Here is a 17,606-nt window from a genome sequence, read left to right as displayed (position 1 = left end):
TATCTTAAACCAGTTTCCTTAAAACTATCTTAAACGTTACTGAAGCCCAAGTAAAAGCAAGGAAAATGCCAGAAGGCTTCCGGTCGCAAAGAAACGGCACTTTTGTGCCGCTTCGGTTGCTACGGATATAACGTTTCCGCTTCGTCTAATTTGATCTGCGCCTTCTTGAGCCAGTGACTTTCGATTTCAGCGTCCGGATCGATCGGATCGGAAAACTGATCTAGTAACGCTCCCATTGACCGAGTATGCATCTCGGGGTCTAACTCTTCGTTATACAGATGCTTCAGCACATAGGGATTGCCGAATTGAATGCGCGTTCCGCTGCTTGGCGCTTCGCTATCCAATCTGCCAGCCGTCACTTCGAAGGGGAGGCGGAGCCATACTTTATTCGCATCATCCAAGGCGCAATCGAAGGAGCCGTTATCGTAATTCCAGTTACCGCCCAACGTGAAGCCGCGTTCTTCCAACGCTTCTTTCGATTCTAAGTAATCGCCGAACCGGGTCGTCAGCGATGAGGAAAGCATATGCACTTAGGGAATCCCCCTTTTTCTCGCTAATTCGGGTTCGATTATGCCGACATCCGACTTCGAACGACTTATACTAGCGTTTCCAGAGCTTTCTGAATTATCCTTCCTTCGCCCACCCTTTGCGATGGGCATAGATGGCAAGCTGAGTTCGGTCGTCCAGCTCACACTTCATAAGCAGGTTGCTTACGTGGGTTTTCACCGTCTTGATACTGATGTGCAGTTCATCCCCAATATCTTTGTTCGACTTGCCTTCGGCAATGAGGAGCAGCACTTCCTTCTCCCGCTCCGTCAATCCTTCCGCTTCATTGCTTGCGGTACGTTGACGCAGACCGCGTGTCAACGCCTGCGACACATCCCCGCTCATCACCGGCATATTCTTGACCGCGCCTTGCAGCGCGAAAATCAATTCTTCCGCCGACACCGTCTTCAGCACATAGCTGACGGCACCGCTCTCGATCGCTTCAACCACCTTCTCATCCTCTAGAAAACTGGTCAAAATGACAATCCGAAGCGAAGGACGAAGAGCGAGTAACGCGCGAGTCGCTTCGACGCCGTTCATGTCCGGCATCATCAAATCCATGAGAATAAGGTCCGGCGAGCGCTCAGCCATCTCTCCACTTCTTAGTTCTTCGACGGCTTCCTTACCGCTGCCGGACTCGCCGACCACTTCGAACCGAGAATCCAGCGACAAATACGTCTTCAACCCTAATCTCACCATCTCATGATCGTCCACGATCCATACTTTCCATTTGATCGCCGATGTTTCCCCCATTTTGCGCTCCTCCTTAAACTCCGTCAGCTTAGGGCGTGTGCAGACACGCCCTAAGCATTGCTGTCATCGAATAGGGGCAATGCCACCCGCACGCGAGTTCCCGCCCCCGGCTTTGTTACGATTTCCGCTTCGCCCCCAAGGCGCTGCGCTCTCTCCCTCATCGTGAACAATCCGTAAGCCCCGGTTCGGACTTGTTCGCTTCTGAATCCTGTGCCGTCGTCCTCTATGGATAAAGTCACTTGCCGCCCCACAATGCCGAGCAACAGCCGGACGTGTTTCGCCTCTGCGTGTTTAACGACGTTTGCCATCGCTTCCTGAATGATAAGAAACAACTGATGTTCCTTCGCCTCGGATAATCGGACGACAAGCTCCGCTTCGAGCGTTCCTTGTAATCCGTTCTGCCTGCAGTAATCCGGGAACCAGCGGCCAAGTGCCTCTTCCAACGTTCGACCCTGCAACTCCAGCGGTCTGAGCTGGGCGATCAGGCCTCTCATTTGTTTCTGGGCGGTCGACGACATGGCAATCAACTGCTCCATCACTTGTTTCGCATGATCCTTATCTCGTTCGAGCAACATCGGGAGTGAAGAAGCCGACATATGAAGCGCGAACAGTTGCTGGCTTACCGTGTCATGCAAGTCGCGGGCAAGCCGTTTTCTTTCTTCCAATACGGCTGTCTCCTGCAATGTAGCGTCTTCGGTAATTTCTCTCTCGCCTAATTGTTGCAACAGCTTCATTCGCGATTCCAAACCCCCGAGCAGCTCATTAAATGCGCGGTTAACGCCTGAGAACACGTCACCCTGCTGCACAGGAAGCCGCGATTCCCAATTGCCGGCGGAAGCTTGCTTCATCGCCAGTTCGAGCTGATCCAGCTTTCGCTGCTTTCTCTGCCCGATCCAGTAACCGATGCCAGCTTGACCGATCACTACGACACTTGTCCATCCGAACCACGATTCTGCGTCAGGCGCTGCTGAAGACATTCTAATCCAACCGTAGTAAATCGCGCTTAATAATAGTAATGACAGAAGACTGGAGACGATCACGTCCTCCCACTTGCCCGCCCCCACCCGGACCCGACCGAACATGCCTCAACCTACCTTCGTCACGCGTACGTCGCCGATTAAGCTACTGACGATAAGCACGATCTTTTTGTCCGAATCTGAATAAGCAGGCGTCGATATCGATACTTGTTGAAAAATCCCTTCGCGTTTCTGGCCGAGCACTTTCACATCGCCGAGTAAGCAACTCGACTCGACCAGAACGCCGACGCCCATATCGTTGGGCACATACACTTTCACGTCTCCGATAAAAGAAGAAATGTTGATTTTCGTCACACCAATGGGAATTTGAGCTTTCGTCAAGTCGAGCGTCGTGTCGCCGATAAAATGCGAGATGTTCATCGGACGAAGCTCCCAATAATCGTCGCCGAAATGAGCATCGCCGATAAATCGGGAAAAGTTGCGCCTCTTCATGCCGTCATCGTTGCGGTATTCCGGGTAACCGTGCGAATTCGCCCGTCTGTCGCTTTCTTTCTCGAGATTGATTTTCGCAGTCGGCGTCGGCTCTTCATGATCGAACCCGTCCCATTCCGGCGGTGCCGGAGGCGGCCCCGGAGGGTGGTCCTGCGGGGGAGACGACGGCGGAATGAATGAATTCCACGAGTCGCGGTTCCTATCCCGCCTCCGGAAGCGGTCTGGCCTATCTTTCCTGAAGATCATACCCAGGCCGAATATAATAACGGCGATCGGCCAAAACGTCCGAAACACGTTAAAACTTTCGTCGAACCATCCCAAGTTCCTGCCAAGGAAATAGAAGCCAGCGGCAAGCACGATACCGTTCCACCATAACCCGCCGGATTGCTGCATTAAAATCCCCTGTAAACCGAAAACAATCAAAAGCACCGGCCAAAAATCCGAAAACAATTGCCCGATGCTGATGTTAGTCACGCCAAGCTGATTCGTCAGAAAAACAACGCCGATCGCGACGACGACGATACCCCATAGAAGTCTTTGCGCAGATGATGAATGCATGTTCGCGCCTCCATTTTTTGCCGTTGTTCGTTTTATGGTTCTATTATAACGAATATTGCAGATGTTCGGACAGCAGCGAAAGATGTAAACCTGTCTCGGTCCATAGACGGAGACGAACGGGCACCGGCAAATGAATTCATGTCACTTTTCATCACACATTTCGTTGACTCGTATCCTTCATCTCGATATAATGAGTTCGAATTTCCGGAAACCATGTCAGGTATTCAACATAATGCTAGGAGTTGTCTTTATGAATATTACTCAAGTCTCACAAGGATTGGACACGATATGGGTCGTACTGACAGCGGCGATGATTTTGCTTATGGAAGGCGGATTCGCCTTGCTTGAAGCCGGATTCGTACGGCAGAAAAATGCCGTCAGCATTATTATGAAAGTATTCGTAGACATCGCCTTCGGTGCGCTCGTCTATTACTCGATCGGGTTTGCACTTATGTATGGCAGTGATAAAGGCAACTTAATCGGAATAACCGGCTTCTTCATGGAAGGAGATCTGTCACACCTTCCAGCAAACATTTCCCACGACACGTTCTGGCTGTTTCAAAACGCGTTCGTCATTGCCGTTATCTCTATCGTGTCGGGCGCCGTGGCCGAACGAATCCATTTTAAAGCATATATTTTGCTTACGATTCTCATGACAGGCTTGATCTATCCGATTGCCGGCCATTGGATATGGTCTCCGAACGGCTGGTTAGCCCAACTCGGCATGGTCGACTTTGCCGGATCGGCTGCCATCCACGCGCTCGGAGGATTCGCCGCTCTCGCCGCCGCCCATCTCATCGGCCCCCGGATCGGAAGGTTTGGAGCCGATGGCAAAGTCAATATCGTCCCGCCGTCCAATTTGCCGCTCGCTTCCGTCGGCGCCTTTATCCTCTGGTTTGGCTGGTTCGGTTTTAACTCCGGCAGCACGCTTAGCGCAACCCATCCAGGCATCGGTCATATTGCCGTTACGACGATGCTTGCTTCCGCAGCAGGATGCGCCACCTGTATTCTGTTTACGATGATGCGTTATCGTAAAGCGGACCCGCCGATGGTCATCAACGGCGCACTTGCAGGACTTGTCGGCATTACCGCCGGATGCGCGTTCGTCTCCGACGCCGCCGCCATTCTGATCGGAGCCGTATCCGGCATCGCCATGGTGATCGCCAGCGAGAAGCTGGAAAGCCGGAAAATCGACGATCCGGTCGGCGCTTTCGCCGTTCACGGCATTAGCGGCACCATCGGCACGATCGCTGTCGGCTTATTCGCGCAACCGGGTGCAACCAAGTATGCGGGGCTGTTCTATGGCGGCGGTTGGCGGCTGCTCGGCGTACAAACGCTCGGACTTATCGTTATTGCTGCATGGGGTTTTGCGCTTGCTTGGCTCTCCCTGCAGCTCATCAAGAAATTCACGCCTATCCGCGTATCGCGTGACGAGGAACTGATCGGCCTTGACGTCGGCATTCACGGCGTACCCGCCTACAGCCAGGAACACGATTTCCTCGACGTCGACAAGCTCCGGAATCCGTCATAGCGTTATCGCAAAATAACAAAGACTCATCACTCGCAAACTTTTTGCGATGATGAGCCTTTTATTTTCGCGACTTAGGTATTTGGCATATGATTAAAGCTCCGGCAGATCCGATAGTTCCGCAGGCAACGTTCCATTAAGCATCTGCTGATACTTGGCGACTTCCGCCCTTAGCCCTCTCGCTTTCTCGAGCGGCTTCTTTACATAATGAATGTACTCGACGGCAAGGTGGTGATCCGGCTTTTTGCCGCTTAACATTTTGCGAAAAGCCGACATTGTCCGATAAGCTTGCTCTTCCAGACGAATCCGACGTTCATAACGTTCGACCATCTGCTCAATTTCCGCAATCTCTTGCACCCTCTTGGCGATGAGCGCCTCCAGCAAACTATGGACTTCAGCCGTTTTTTTACGGGAAACTATTCGCCCCGGCAACGACGTTATCGGCTCCTCCATGTAGTCCCCTCCGTTAATTCACGTCATATTTCATGACATTGTAATAATGATAACGGAAAAATTACATTTTGAAAACTACCATGGCAATATTATTGCCATGAACCCGTCCTTCGTTAAGCAAAAAAGGACCCTTTTGGGCCCCTCACGCTTCGGAGCGTTGCAGCTCGGCGGCTGAACGCTTACATCACTCGAACTGAACTTTGATTTTCGCTTTGCTACGGTGAATGCGCGCCTTAACCGTGCCGACCGGCAGTTCCAAAGCCGTAGCGATCTCCGCATCTTTCAGTCCGTAATAAAACTTGTACAACAGTAAAGTTCTCGTTACCGGATCCATCAATCCGAGCAACTCGGTTAATTCGGCCATCGACTCAGGGTCTGTATCTCTTCTAGAGCTGGCATATTCGCTTTCCGGCAAATCGTCGATTCTCTCGTGCCTTCTTGCCCTGTTCGCATTCGACGCCAAATTCGCGGCAATCGCTTTCGCCCACGGAATAAGCTTGTCCTTCTCGCGCAACGTCGACTGCTTCTCAAGAATGCGTACCCACGCTTCCTGTACAACGTCTCCGGCATCGTGTTTATGCCACAGTTTATGACGTACGACCTTTAACATCTGAGCATACAGCTCGTCCAGTAACTCATCTTCCGACAAGAACGCTTCCGGATTATTCGAATTCTGAATAAAGTTCATGCGTCCCGCCACTCCTATTGGAAACATGATTGCAAGTGTAACTATTCTATCATAAGGGAGAGAAAAAGAGAATATATTCCATTTAATAGGGAAATTTCGACACTCCCATCTTAGAATTCGTCACCACGAATAAAACCCCGCTAACCGAAGATTAGCAGGGTTTTATAGCTAAATATTAATCAACTCGTTTGGAAGAGATATCTCCCGTAATGCGGGCAATGAACTGCTCTACCGTCTCCGCGCCAAGATCGCCTTCTCCGCGTCTGCGTACGGAAACCGTCCCATTCGCGGACTCGTTCTCGCCGATAACGAGCATGTAAGGAATTTTTTCTAATTGCGCTTCGCGAATTTTGTAACCGAGTTTCTCGTTGCGCAGATCGGATTCGACACGCACGCCCGCCAGCTGAAGCTTTTCTTCAACCTGCTTGACGTAAGGCTCGTACACCGGATTGACCGGAATAAGCTTCGCCTGAACCGGGGCGAGCCACACCGGCAAAGCGCCTGCGAAATTCTCGAGCAAAAACGCCGTCATACGCTCCATCGTGCTGATGATGCCGCGGTGAATGACGACCGGGCGGTGTTTTTTGCCATCGTCGCCGACATATTCGAGCTGGAACCGCTCCGGAAGCAGAACGTCGAGCTGCGCGGTGGAAAGCGTCTCTTCTTTGCCAAGCGCGGTTTTGATCTGCACGTCGAGCTTTGGTCCGTAGAACGCCGCTTCGCCTTCCGCTTCGAAGAACGGAAGATTCAATTCTTCGACGACTTCGCGCAGCATGCGTTGGGAATTTTCCCACATCGCATCGTCCGGCCAATATTTCTCGGTATCCTTTGGATCGCGGTAGGACAAGCGGAAGCGATACTCCTTAATGCCGAAGTCTTCATACACTTGACGAATCAAGTTCACGACTCGCGTGAATTCTTCCTTAATCTGATCCATCCGGCAGAAAATGTGCGCATCGTTTAGCGTCATCGCCCGTACACGGTGCAAACCAGTCAGCGCCCCCGACATCTCATAGCGGTGCATCGTGCCGAGCTCGGCGATCCGCAAAGGCAAGTCGCGGTAACTCCGCATATCGCTCTTATATACCATCATGTGGTGCGGGCAATTCATCGGACGCAGCACAAGCTCTTCGTTATCGAGCGCCATTTTGGGGAACATGTCTTCCTGATAGTGCTCCCAGTGTCCGGATGTTTTGTACAGCTCAACGTTGGCGAGCACCGGCGTATAGACGTGCGTATAACCGAGACGCTCTTCCAGGTCGACGATATATCTTTCGAGCGTCTGGCGGACTTTCGCGCCGTACGGAAGCCATAGCGGCAACCCTTGACCGACTTCGCGGGAGAAAGTGAACATTTTGAGCTCGCGGCCAAGCTTGCGGTGATCGCGTTTTTTGGCTTCCTCTAGGAAATGAAGATGCTCGTCCAGTTCCGCTTTCTTTACAAAAGCCGTGCCGTATATCCGCTGAAGCATTTTGTTTTTGCTGTCCCCGCGCCAATAAGCACCGGCCACGCTCAGCAGCTTAAACGATTTGATCCGGCCCGTGGACGGCAAGTGCGGCCCGCGACACAAGTCGAAAAACTCGCCCTGGTCATAGATCGTAATCGCGACGCCTTCCGGCAACGCACTGATCAAGTCGATTTTGTAAGGATCGGAGATTTCCTCGAAAATACGAAGCGCTTCTTCGCGGCTTACTTCGCGCCGGGTAATCGGCAAGTTTTCCTTGACGATTTTCTCCATTTCTTTCTCGATCTTTTCCAAATCTTCGGACGAGATCGGCTGCTCCATATCGATATCGTAATAGAACCCGTCCTCGATGACCGGACCGATTCCGAGCTTGACGTTGTCCGCGCCGTAAATACGCTTAATCGCCTGCGCCAGCAAATGCGCCGTGCTGTGTCTCATCACTTCGAGCCCGTCTTTGCTGTCAAGCGTAACGATCTCGAGAGCGACATCGCCTTCGATCGGGGTGTTGAGATCGACGATATTGCCGTCGATTTTGCCTACGACAGCATTTTTCTTTAAGCCGGGGCTGATCGAGAACGCGACGTCTTCGACCGTTACGCCCGCATCATAAGAGCGAGTCGCGCCATCCGGCAATTTCACTTGAATGGACATGGATATTCCTCCGTTTCGTAAATGGCAACAAAAAAAGCACCTCGTCCCGAAAGGGACGGGTGCTCTGTATGCGGCCCGTGGTTCCACCCTCCATTAACCGGCTTCCTTAGCCCGGCACTCTGGCATGAGATATCGGTCATGACCCGGCGAGGAATACAGGTGCACCTATTGCACACGTTCATCCTGCAGCTCAAAAGGGGTCGATGCGGGCGGTAATCGGAAGGAACTTGCAGCCAAGGTTCCTCTCTCTGGGCCGTCCATTTCCAGCATCGGTGTCTTTCTCATCGCTTTAGTGGTTGTTATGGATACAACAAATTATATCGAGCGGCGGTTCCCGAGTCAATAGAAGGCATTTTCCATGATTAGCGAACGCAATGACTCCAAGTTACTTACGATGACACATTAATTCCGCCTCGCACGGGGCTGCGAGCACCAAGTTACTTACGATGTGCATTTATTCCGCCTCGCATGGGGTTTCGAGCACCAAGTTACTTACGATGGCGCATTTATTCCGCCTCGCATGGGGTTTCGAGCACCAAGTTACTTACCATGACACATTAATTCCGCCTCGCACGGGGCTGCGAGCACCGAGTTACTTACGATGGCACATTAATTCCGCCTCGCACTGGGCCGCGAGCACCAAGTTACTTACGATGACGCATTTATTCCGCCTCGCATGGGGCTGCGTGTACCAAGTTACTTACGATGGCACACTAATTCTGCCTCGCACGGGGTTGCGAGCATCAAATTACTTACGATGACGCATTAATTCCGCCTCGCACGGGGCTGCGTGTACTAAGTTACTTAAGATGACGCATTAATTCCACCTCGCACTGGGCCGCGAGCACCGAGTTACTTACGATGACGCATTTATTCCGCCTTTCATGGGGCTTCGAGCACCGAGTTACTTACGATGGCGCATTTATTCCGCCTCGCACGGGGCCGCGAGCACCAAGTTACTTACGAAAACACATTAATTCCGCCTCGCACGGGGCCGCGAGCACCAAGTTACTTTCGATGACGCATTAATACCGCCTCGCACGGGGTGCGAGTACCGAGTTACTTACTCGGGCGAGCTTAATGTGCCAGCACAGACCCTAAGCACAGCCCCTGTCGCCCCCTGCGCTTAATGCGCGGGTTGTTCGGGATACACGGCCGCGCGGTCGCCGAATATGCCGACGATCGTACGGATGACTTGCGATTCGGGCTCCGGCGTATGGATATATAGTTGTCTTGGCGAAGCCTCAAGAAGCCGGCTGACCACTCTGCTCTCTTCTTCCTGTTCCCCGGGCTCGAGCCGCTCAGCCAATGTTTGCCGCTCTTCTCTTGCCGCCACGCCTTCCTCCAGCGGCCTCATTTCCTCGTCCAGCAATCGGAACGCATGACCCCCCGCATGAAGAACGTGAACGGCCGATGTGCGCGTCTCCTGCCACTCCACCATCGACTTAAGCAGCTTCATGAATTCTTGATATTGTCGTTCCATCATCCGTTCCTCGATAGCTGTTTCAGCTGCTTCCTGGACTTCCGCTCGGTAATCCCCTAGTCGAAAACGTAAGAAACCGTCCAAGTGCAGCCGATCATGACCCTCCAAATAATGGGAGTACCGAGCGGCCAGTTTCTGCAATCTTCGCTCGCGGCCTCGACCGATCCAACTTTCGCCAACTTCCGGTTCTCCGTCCAGCAACGACACGGTCTCGGCGATTAACAGATCGGTTTCCATTTCGTCCTTCGAACCGAAGCGCTCGCGAAAAATGGCTCGGAGAAGCGACGGTTCTTGATCGTAAAGCGTATATTCGGCGAGTACCCGGCCTACCCGATCGCAGTATGTTTTCTTGTTTTGCGGTTCGGGTCCCAAAGGGAACTGGCAGCGGATCATCCCGTCTTCCCGGCACAGCTCCCATTCCACGCTGCCGACCGGAGGTTCGCTGCCGACAGGGGTCCGATTTAACATGGCGGCCAACCGTTCGAGCGAAGATGTGTCGTTTCCGTGCGCAAAGACGAATTCCACTTTTTCCAACTCGTCACCTCCATGCTCCAGCCTTGATACTAACTATATGGTGGCCCAAAAAGGGATATACGATAGGGCTTCCGTTATGGTATATTTTATGAAGCTGTAATCGGAGAGGAAGTTTGTATGTCTTTGCCTGCGCTTGAAATCAATCAGGAACGGTGGAACCGTATTCTTCTGAAGAGCTACTGGGCCGTACTCCTTCTATCCATTCTGGTCGAATGTTCCTTTCTGATGGTGACCAAACTTTCCCCCGGCGACTTCATTGGAAAATTTATTGTCCGACCGACGATCATTATGACCGTGATCGTTGCGCTTGCCGAACTTGGCGTCAGACGGCTGACCAGATTCCACGATTACGTCATGATTACCGCCGCCACCCTTCTCACCGTATCCATCAGCGCGATCCACTCCAGTTTGCAATATCTGATGTTTTTCCTCTTCTTCCCGGTAATGATCAGCATTTTTTACTTTCAATCGAAAAAACTGCTTTATGCCGCCTTGAGCACGGTAGCTTCGCTTTTGCTGCTACATACATTTAACAGCGTTATTCATTCGCATGTCAGCTATCCAGGCCTTCTCGCCCTGCTTGCCCTTCTGTTGGTCTATTGCGGTGTTGCTTTCGGCATTCTTGCGCGTGGAAGGGAAATATTGATGCGCCTGCGAACGTCCTACGAGTCCAATCAAGAACTTCTCGTTCGCACGATTATGATGGACAAGCTGGCGAAAACAGACGCCTTGACCGACACTTACAACCATATGGCTTATCATGAATATTCCGATTATCTTACCGTTCAGGCGGACGCCGGCATGCCGTTGTTCCTCGCCGTCATGGATATCGATAATTTCAAGAAAGTTAACGACACCTACGGTCATAAAGCAGGCGATCTTGTTCTTCGAAGCGTCGCTGAAATCGTCCGGACGAAAGTCGGGAGCAACGATATCGTAGCTCGTTATGGCGGGGAAGAATTCGTCGTGTTGTTCGCGGAGAAAAGTTTCCAGGAAGTGTACGACATCGTCGAGGATATTCGTCACTCCATCGCTGCCAAAAGCCAGGAAGCGTTGCTTGGATCGAATGTAACCGTTAGCATCGGACTGAACGATTATGAAACCGGCATGGGCAAGGAAGCGTTATTCCACGGAGCGGACGTCGCGCTTTATGACGCCAAACGTACCGGCAAGAACAAAACATCGCTGTCGGAATCGCTCGCTATGAAGGCTATGCAATTTAACTGATAATCGTCGCCTATCTAAGCGCACAAAAGGCTGTTCCGACAGATCATTGATCTGTTGGAGCAGCCTTTTTTACGGACAATCCAGCTTCGATTAGTTCTGCATCACATAGTCTTTCTCTACCGTGTCGTTCTCGTTGTAAATTTTGAGCGTCTCGTATTTCGTGTTCCGTTGCGCCGGGATTTTGCCTGCTTCGCGAATGAGCTTGAGTATAAGTTCGATGTTGACTTTGTGTGTCGTACCGGCGGCCGAGACGACATTCTCTTCGATCATCGTGCTACCGAAGTCGTTGCAACCGTAGGAGAGCGAGAGCTTCCCGACTTCCGGCCCCATCGTCACCCAAGACGATTGGAAGTTATCGATGTTATCCAACGTAATCCGGCTGATCGCCAGCGTCTTCAAATATTCTTCCGGCGTCGCTTTCTCGCGTTTCATGTTCGTGTTGTCCGGCTGGAACGTCCACGGAATGAAAGCAAGGAAACCCGGAGACGGATAACCATTGTTAATGCACTCATCCTGCGCCTCGCGTACGCGGAGCAAGTGAAGCGCGCGCTCCTCCATCGACTCGCCGAATCCGATAACCATCGTCGCCGTCGTGTTCATGCCGATTTTGTGCGCCGTCGTCATGACGTCCATCCAATCGCGCCACGAGCCTTTCAGTCGGCTGATCTTCTTGCGCGTACGGTCGTCCAATATTTCCGCACCGCCGCCCGGGAGCGAGTCGAGGCCGGCTTCATGAAGCTGACGTACGACGTCTTCAAGCGGGATGTTCCCGGCGACAACTTGCATTTTACGGATTTCCGCGGGGGAGAACGAATGCATCGTAATTTGCGGGAAACGAACTTTAATCGCCCGCAACAAATCCAAATAATAACTGAATGGCAAGTCCGGGTTTGTTCCGCCTTGCATAAGAATTTCCGTCCCGCCGACATCAACCGTCTCCTGGATCTTCTGGAATATCGTTTCGTCCGGCAGAACGTAACCTTCCTTGGAACCAGGCGGGCGATAGAAGGCACAGAAGCGGCAATATACGTCACAGAAGTTCGTATAATTGATATTCCGGCCCACGACAAACGTCGTGATCGGCTCCGGATGCTTCTTAAGCATAAGCAAATTCGCCGTATGCCCCATCTTCTCTATTTGATCGCTTTCGTACAACGCAACAACGTCTTCCAATTGCAGTCTGTTGCCTTTCAAAGCGCCTTCCAGTATCCGGTCCACATGACTCATGTCAGGACCCTCCTTCGTACGTAACTAAATTCACAAATGCGCTTTCTCCATCGTAACATAAAAATACCGCGTCAGTCACCCTAAGAGGCGACTAAACCGCGGCATTGCTGAATTTTGCCTTCGTTTTCTGGAATATGCCACGTTCGTCATTCCGATTGCGTAAATGTGCTTGCTGCATTCGCGAACTTCTCCAACGCTTCGAGCAGCAAAGATCGCGGACACGCGAGATTCACCCGCAAATAACCTGCTCCTTGCTTGCCGAAGACGGAGCCTTCGCTGAACGCTACGCCGGCTTCCTCGAACATCAGTCGCTTCAGCTCCTGCGGCTTATCGGACAATGCCGTGCAGTCCATCCAGACGAGGTACGTCGCTTCAGGGCGGATCACTTTCACTTGTGGAAGGCGTTTGCTGATGAAATCCTCAAGCGTATCGAGATTTCCTTCCAAGTAAACAAGCAATTGCTCAAGCCATTGTTCGCCGTGATTATAACTGCTGACAACGGCTGTCAAACCGAAAAAGCTTTCCATGTGGATCGACAGCGTCTTCAGCAGTGCGTTGTACTTGCGGCGAACTTCGTCGTTCGGAATAATGACGCTGGCTGTCTGCAACCCCGCGAGATTAAATGTCTTACTCGTAGCTATGCAAGTCGCCGAATGCTGTGCGAACTTGTCCGACAGCGAAGCGTAAGGAAGATGCTTGTGCCCGGAAAACACGAGATCGTGGTGAATTTCGTCCACGACGACGAACACGCCGTACTTGTCGCATATTTCACCAATACGCTCCAATTCCTCTCGCTTCCATACCCTTCCTCCAGGATTGTGCGGCGAGCAGAGCAGAAGCATTTTCGCTCCGTCCTGCGCTTGCCGTTCAAGCCTTTCGAAATCCATCCGGTATTGTCCGTTCTCAAGCACGAGTGCATTGTCGACGACATTACGGCCGTTCATCTTAATCACATCGTAAAACGGATAATAAACGGGAGACTGCAAAATAATGCCGTCGCCCGGCTCTGTCATCGCGAGCACGAGCAGGCTGAGTGCAGGCACGACGCCTGGGCTCGAAGTGATCCACTCCTGCTCGATCTTCCAGCCGTGCCGGCGGTCCAGCCATCCGCTCACCGCATCGAAATAATCCTGGGTGCGGAACGTATAGCCGTAAATACCGAGATCCGCCCGTTGCTTAATCGCATCTACAACTTCCTTCGGCGCTTCGAAATCCATGTCGGCAACCCATAGCGGCAATATGTCAGCACGACCGAACAACTTCTCAGATTGGTCCCACTTATAAGATGCCGTTCCTGATCTATCCATTCTTTTGTCAAAATCGTATTTCACGTTGACGTCCTCCCGCTTCGCTTACTTGCCGATTTCGCGTAATGCTTCGTCGATCGCTTGCTCCAGGTCCTGTCGCAAGTCGTCCGCATGTTCGAGGCCGACGGAGAAACGAAGAAGCTTGTCGTCCACTCCAACCGCTTGGCGGATTTCAAGCGGGATGTCAGCGTGTGTCTGAACGGCCGGGTACGTCATGAGCGACTCTGCTCCGCCGAGGCTTTCCGCGAAAGCGATCAGCTTAATATGTCTTAAAATCGGCTCGATCGTTCTGGCATCCTTCATCTTAAACGAGAAAATACCCGCGTTACCGGACGATTGCGCATTCTGGATATCGTGTCCGGGGTGATGCGGAAGGGCAGGGTAATATACCTCTTCGACTGCCGGATGGGTCTTGAGCCAGCTAGCCAATGCGATCGCGTTCGCTTGATGGCGTTCCATACGCAGAGCGAGCGTCTTCATGCCTCGCATAAGCAACCATGAGTCTTGCGGGCCGAGAACAGCACCGATGGAGTTGTGTAGAAACGCGATGTCCGCGGATAGCTTCTCACCTTTTGTCACGATCAAACCTGCAAGTACGTCGTTATGGCCGCCGAGATATTTCGTTGCGCTATGGACGACGATATCGGCGCCGAGCTCAAGCGGACGTTGGAAAAAAGGCGTTAACAGCGTGTTGTCGACGATCGCCAGTAAGTGATGTTGCTTCGCCCAAGCCGCAACTTTGGCAATATCAGTCACCATCATAAGCGGATTAGTCGGCGTCTCGATTAGCACTGCTTTCGTGTTAGGTTGCCGGCGGGATTCCAATGCATCAAGATCGTTCGTATCCACGTAGGAAGCAGTCACGCCGAAACGGGTCATCACTTGCTCAAGCAGCCGATATGTGCCTCCGTAAAGATCGAGCGAGACGAGCAAGTGGTCTCCCTGGCTGAACAAAGCGAACACGACTTGCAGCGCAGCCATACCGGTACTGCAGGCGAAGCCGGCATCGCCGCTTTCCAGGTCTGCGGCTGCCGATTCGAGCACTGTTCTCGTCGGACTTTTCGTACGTGCGTAGTCGAAACCGGTGCTCTTGCCGAGCTGCGGATGGCGGAACGCGGTCGCTTGGTAGATCGGGAAACTCACGGCTCCCGTTACGGGATCGCTCTGCGATCCGATCTGGGCTAAACGGCTTTCGATTTTCATCGTTTACTTTCGTCCTTCCTGTGCCACCGAATTTTTATTCGCTTTGCCGAGCTCGAACGGAGTCGCCTGGTAGACGTAATAGTTCAACCAGTTGGAAAACAGCAGGTTGGCATGTGCTCTCCAAGTCGAAATAGGCGTCTTCGTGGGATCGTCATTCGGGTAATAATTTTTGGGAACGGCGATGTCGAGTCCTTTGGATTTGTCGCGATCGTATTCCCATTTCAGCGATTGCGGATCGTACTCGGAGTGACCGGTAACGAAAATTTGCTTGCCGTCAGCGGTCGAAGCGATATAGACGCCTGCTTCAGCCGATTCGGACAAAATTTCCAGCTCTTGTACTTTCGCGACATCTTCGCGTTTCACATCCGTATGGCGGGACTGCGGCACGTGAAATGTCTCGTCAAATCCGCGAAGCAACTTCACGTTCGGTTTCGTTACCGTGTGCGGAAACACGCCGAATACTTTCTCCTCCAGGCCGTATTTCGGGACGCCATAGTGGTGGTATAGACCTGCTTGAGCTGCCCAACAAATATGGAATGTCGAGGTGACGTTGTCGACGGTCCAATCCATAATTTCCTTCAATTCTTCCCAGTAGTTCACATCCTCGAATTCCAGATGTTCCACCGGAGCGCCCGTAATGATCAAACCGTCATACTTTTCGTCTTTAATATCGTCGAACGTCTTGTAGAACGTCTCCAGATGATCCGCTGACGTATTTTTGGATGTGTGGGTTTTCGGGTGAATGAGCACCGCCTCGACTTGTAACGGCGTGTTCCCAATTAGGCGCAGAAGCTGAGTTTCGGTCGTCTCCTTCGTCGGCATCAAATTCAGTATCGCAATTCGAAGCGGGCGAATATCTTGATGATAAGCGACGCTTTCGTCCATGACGAAAATATTTTCCCCCGCGAGCACTTCCTTCGCCGGCAAATTATCCGGAACTTTAATTGGCATGTTCGTTCCTCCTTCGTCTGTTTCAAGCTGAAAAAGGCAAAATAAAAACGACCCCAAATATGAGAAAGGGTCGTGTCGAAAACGTACGCGCGCCCCTCTCATCTGTCAGAAACGCTTCACGTCTCCGCAAGAATTAGCACCGTACATGTTTGACACATGCCGGTTGCCGGGCTTCATAGGGCTAGTCCCTCCGCCTGCTCTTGATAAGATGGCAATTCCTATTCGGTTGTCGGGTAAACTACTCTAAATGTACTCCAAATCCGGTGAGTCGTCAAGGCTCGGAGCGCCTGCCTCGAAAGGCGAAATCTCCCGCGAGATTTGCCGAAATTCTCCTTGAAAGGCGCGGGCGCGGGGCTTATACTTAACACGTCGTATTTGACCTTGCCAACCCGTTATTGACTTGATTATAAAGGGGGGAAATCCGGACATGGAAGGCGATAAACCTGGACCGAGTAGACTGTCGAAGCAAGCAGCAGGGCCTGACTCCGCCAAGCGGAAGCTAACCTTGTCCGGATTTTCTCTGGACAGCCGTTAGCCGATCGCTACGGCGCGGGTTTCGTCCTGCATGAACCGTTCGGACATGCAAAGGAGCGAATCCCATGAAAATCAGATTGGTTAACAACGGCGTCTTTACGCCTATAGAGGATATTAACGAGGCGCTTTTGCCGCCTATGGAAGGATTTTTTTGGATTGATGCCGATTTGGAGGACCTCGCCGTCATCCAGCCGCTGTTCGGCCTTCACGACCTCGCGGTCGAAGACTGTCTAACAGAGGAAGAGCAGCGCCCAAAGCTAGAAATTTACGAAAACCATTACTTCGTCGTCATAAATAGCATTCGCTTCGATGATGAAGAAATTTTCCTCCGCGCCTTGAACATGTTTCTCGGCCGCCATTATCTCATAACCGTTACCCGTCAGAAAATCAACGAATTGCGCAGCGTCAAGCCGATATTGTGGGAAGAGGAAGTCGACAGACCGGATCGATTCATGTATCACCTCGTCGATCTCGTCGTCGATAACTACTTGTCCGTCGGCGATCGGATCGAAGCCCGCATCGAAAACCTCGAGGAAGACATTTTGATGCATACGAAGAAGTCGCATCTGACGGAAATTATCAGTCTGCGAAGCGAAATTTTGTGGCTGAAGAAAGTTCTCGGCCCTCAGCGCGAATTAATCTCCACCCTCAACAGAAAAGAACTACGGCTGATCGACAACGAGCTTCAGAAATATTTCGGAGACATCTACGAGAACGCAGTCAAGATTTATGAGACGTTCGAAACTTACCGCGACTTGATGGGAAACTTACGAGAGGCTTACCAATCCAGCCTCGCCAACCGAGCGAACGAAATCATGCGCGTATTCACGGCTCTAACGACGATCTTCATGCCGCTCACTTTCATTACAGGCATATACGGAATGAACTTCGACTTCATTCCCGGAATGCACTACCATTTCGGATCCGTTGTGCTTTTGTCGCTTATGACCATTATCGGCTTGGGCATGTTCTATCTGTTCCGTAAGAAGGACTGGTTATGACAGAAGGCGAACCGTGGACTGCAGATGA

The 17,606-nt window shown here is 51.9% G+C and carries 15 protein-coding genes and 1 riboswitch; of the genes, 3 read left to right on the top strand and 12 right to left on the bottom strand.

From position 1 onward, the window contains the following. Positions 1-119 precede the first annotated feature (119 nt). The 4 genes from ACFPOF_RS08595 to liaF form a co-directional block, all read right to left on the bottom strand. Complete coding sequence (locus ACFPOF_RS08595) at positions 120-524, bottom strand: YugN family protein (protein ID WP_378131800.1); 405 nt, start codon at positions 522-524, stop codon at positions 120-122. 100 nt (positions 525-624) lie between these two features. Continuing rightward, positions 625-1,299: a response regulator gene (locus tag ACFPOF_RS08590; protein ID WP_378131584.1), complete on the bottom strand. Its 675-nt coding sequence runs from the start codon at positions 1,297-1,299 to the stop codon at positions 625-627. A 50-nt stretch (positions 1,300-1,349) separates the two neighbouring features. Further along, complete coding sequence (locus tag ACFPOF_RS08585) at positions 1,350-2,381, bottom strand: sensor histidine kinase (RefSeq protein ID WP_378131582.1); 1,032 nt, start codon at positions 2,379-2,381, stop codon at positions 1,350-1,352. Positions 2,382-2,384: 3 nt separating this feature from the next. Then, positions 2,385-3,326, bottom strand: coding sequence for a cell wall-active antibiotics response protein LiaF (gene liaF, locus ACFPOF_RS08580; protein ID WP_378131580.1), 942 nt, complete (start codon positions 3,324-3,326; stop codon positions 2,385-2,387). 250 nt (positions 3,327-3,576) lie between these two features. Between liaF and ACFPOF_RS08575 the strand changes: the two genes are divergently transcribed. Continuing rightward, positions 3,577-4,857: an ammonium transporter gene (locus ACFPOF_RS08575; RefSeq protein WP_378131578.1), complete on the top strand. Its 1,281-nt coding sequence runs from the start codon at positions 3,577-3,579 to the stop codon at positions 4,855-4,857. Positions 4,858-4,947: 90 nt separating this feature from the next. Here ACFPOF_RS08575 and ACFPOF_RS08570 read toward each other — a convergent pair whose 3' ends face one another. The 4 genes from ACFPOF_RS08570 to ACFPOF_RS08555 all read right to left on the bottom strand — a co-directional run bounded on the left by ACFPOF_RS08570 (position 4,948) and on the right by ACFPOF_RS08555 (position 10,119). Beyond that, positions 4,948-5,307, bottom strand: a complete 360-nt coding sequence (locus ACFPOF_RS08570) for a hypothetical protein (protein WP_378131576.1) — start codon at positions 5,305-5,307, stop codon at positions 4,948-4,950. A gap of 184 nt (positions 5,308-5,491) precedes the next feature. Further along, positions 5,492-5,995 carry an RNA polymerase sigma factor gene (locus ACFPOF_RS08565; protein WP_378131574.1) on the bottom strand — a complete coding sequence of 168 codons (504 nt, stop codon included), beginning with the start codon at positions 5,993-5,995 and terminating at the stop codon, positions 5,492-5,494. A gap of 175 nt (positions 5,996-6,170) precedes the next feature. After that, positions 6,171-8,111: a threonine--tRNA ligase gene (thrS, locus tag ACFPOF_RS08560; protein WP_378131572.1), complete on the bottom strand. Its 1,941-nt coding sequence runs from the start codon at positions 8,109-8,111 to the stop codon at positions 6,171-6,173. A 1,126-nt stretch (positions 8,112-9,237) separates the two neighbouring features. Then, a complete protein-coding gene (locus ACFPOF_RS08555) occupies positions 9,238-10,119 on the bottom strand; it encodes a putative sporulation protein YtxC (protein WP_378131798.1) in 882 nt (293 codons plus the stop codon). A 126-nt stretch (positions 10,120-10,245) separates the two neighbouring features. On the opposite strand from ACFPOF_RS08555, the gene ACFPOF_RS08550 reads away from it, so the two are divergent. Then, on the top strand, positions 10,246-11,355 hold the full coding sequence (locus ACFPOF_RS08550; RefSeq protein ID WP_378131570.1) for a GGDEF domain-containing protein: 1,110 nt from the start codon (positions 10,246-10,248) through the stop codon (positions 11,353-11,355). 90 nt (positions 11,356-11,445) lie between these two features. Here ACFPOF_RS08550 and mqnC read toward each other — a convergent pair whose 3' ends face one another. The 4 genes from mqnC to metA all read right to left on the bottom strand — a co-directional run bounded on the left by mqnC (position 11,446) and on the right by metA (position 16,043). After that, positions 11,446-12,582, bottom strand: a complete 1,137-nt coding sequence (gene mqnC, locus ACFPOF_RS08545) for a cyclic dehypoxanthinyl futalosine synthase (RefSeq protein WP_378131568.1) — start codon at positions 12,580-12,582, stop codon at positions 11,446-11,448. Between the two features lie 146 nt (positions 12,583-12,728). Continuing rightward, the gene (locus ACFPOF_RS08540; protein WP_378131566.1) at positions 12,729-13,913 is read right to left on the bottom strand and encodes a MalY/PatB family protein; all 1,185 of its coding nucleotides are present in this window, start codon (positions 13,911-13,913) and stop codon (positions 12,729-12,731) included. Positions 13,914-13,934: 21 nt separating this feature from the next. Next, on the bottom strand, positions 13,935-15,092 hold the full coding sequence (locus ACFPOF_RS08535; RefSeq protein WP_378131564.1) for a PLP-dependent transferase: 1,158 nt from the start codon (positions 15,090-15,092) through the stop codon (positions 13,935-13,937). 3 nt (positions 15,093-15,095) lie between these two features. Beyond that, positions 15,096-16,043, bottom strand: coding sequence for a homoserine O-acetyltransferase MetA (metA, locus tag ACFPOF_RS08530; protein WP_378131562.1), 948 nt, complete (start codon positions 16,041-16,043; stop codon positions 15,096-15,098). Positions 16,044-16,138: 95 nt separating this feature from the next. Continuing rightward, a riboswitch (SAM riboswitch) is annotated at positions 16,139-16,253 on the bottom strand. Positions 16,254-16,642: 389 nt separating this feature from the next. On the opposite strand from metA, the gene corA reads away from it, so the two are divergent. Then, positions 16,643-17,578, top strand: a complete 936-nt coding sequence (corA, locus tag ACFPOF_RS08525; RefSeq protein WP_378131560.1) for a magnesium/cobalt transporter CorA — start codon at positions 16,643-16,645, stop codon at positions 17,576-17,578. The last annotated feature ends 28 nt before the right edge of the window (positions 17,579-17,606 follow it).

Origin of the sequence: Cohnella soli (genome assembly GCF_042655525.1) — a bacterium.
Classification (GTDB): Bacteria; Bacillota; Bacilli; order Paenibacillales; family Paenibacillaceae; genus Cohnella; species Cohnella soli.
The sequence above is the reverse complement of the archived record's forward strand: the minus strand, read 5'-3'. Positions and strand labels throughout refer to the sequence as shown.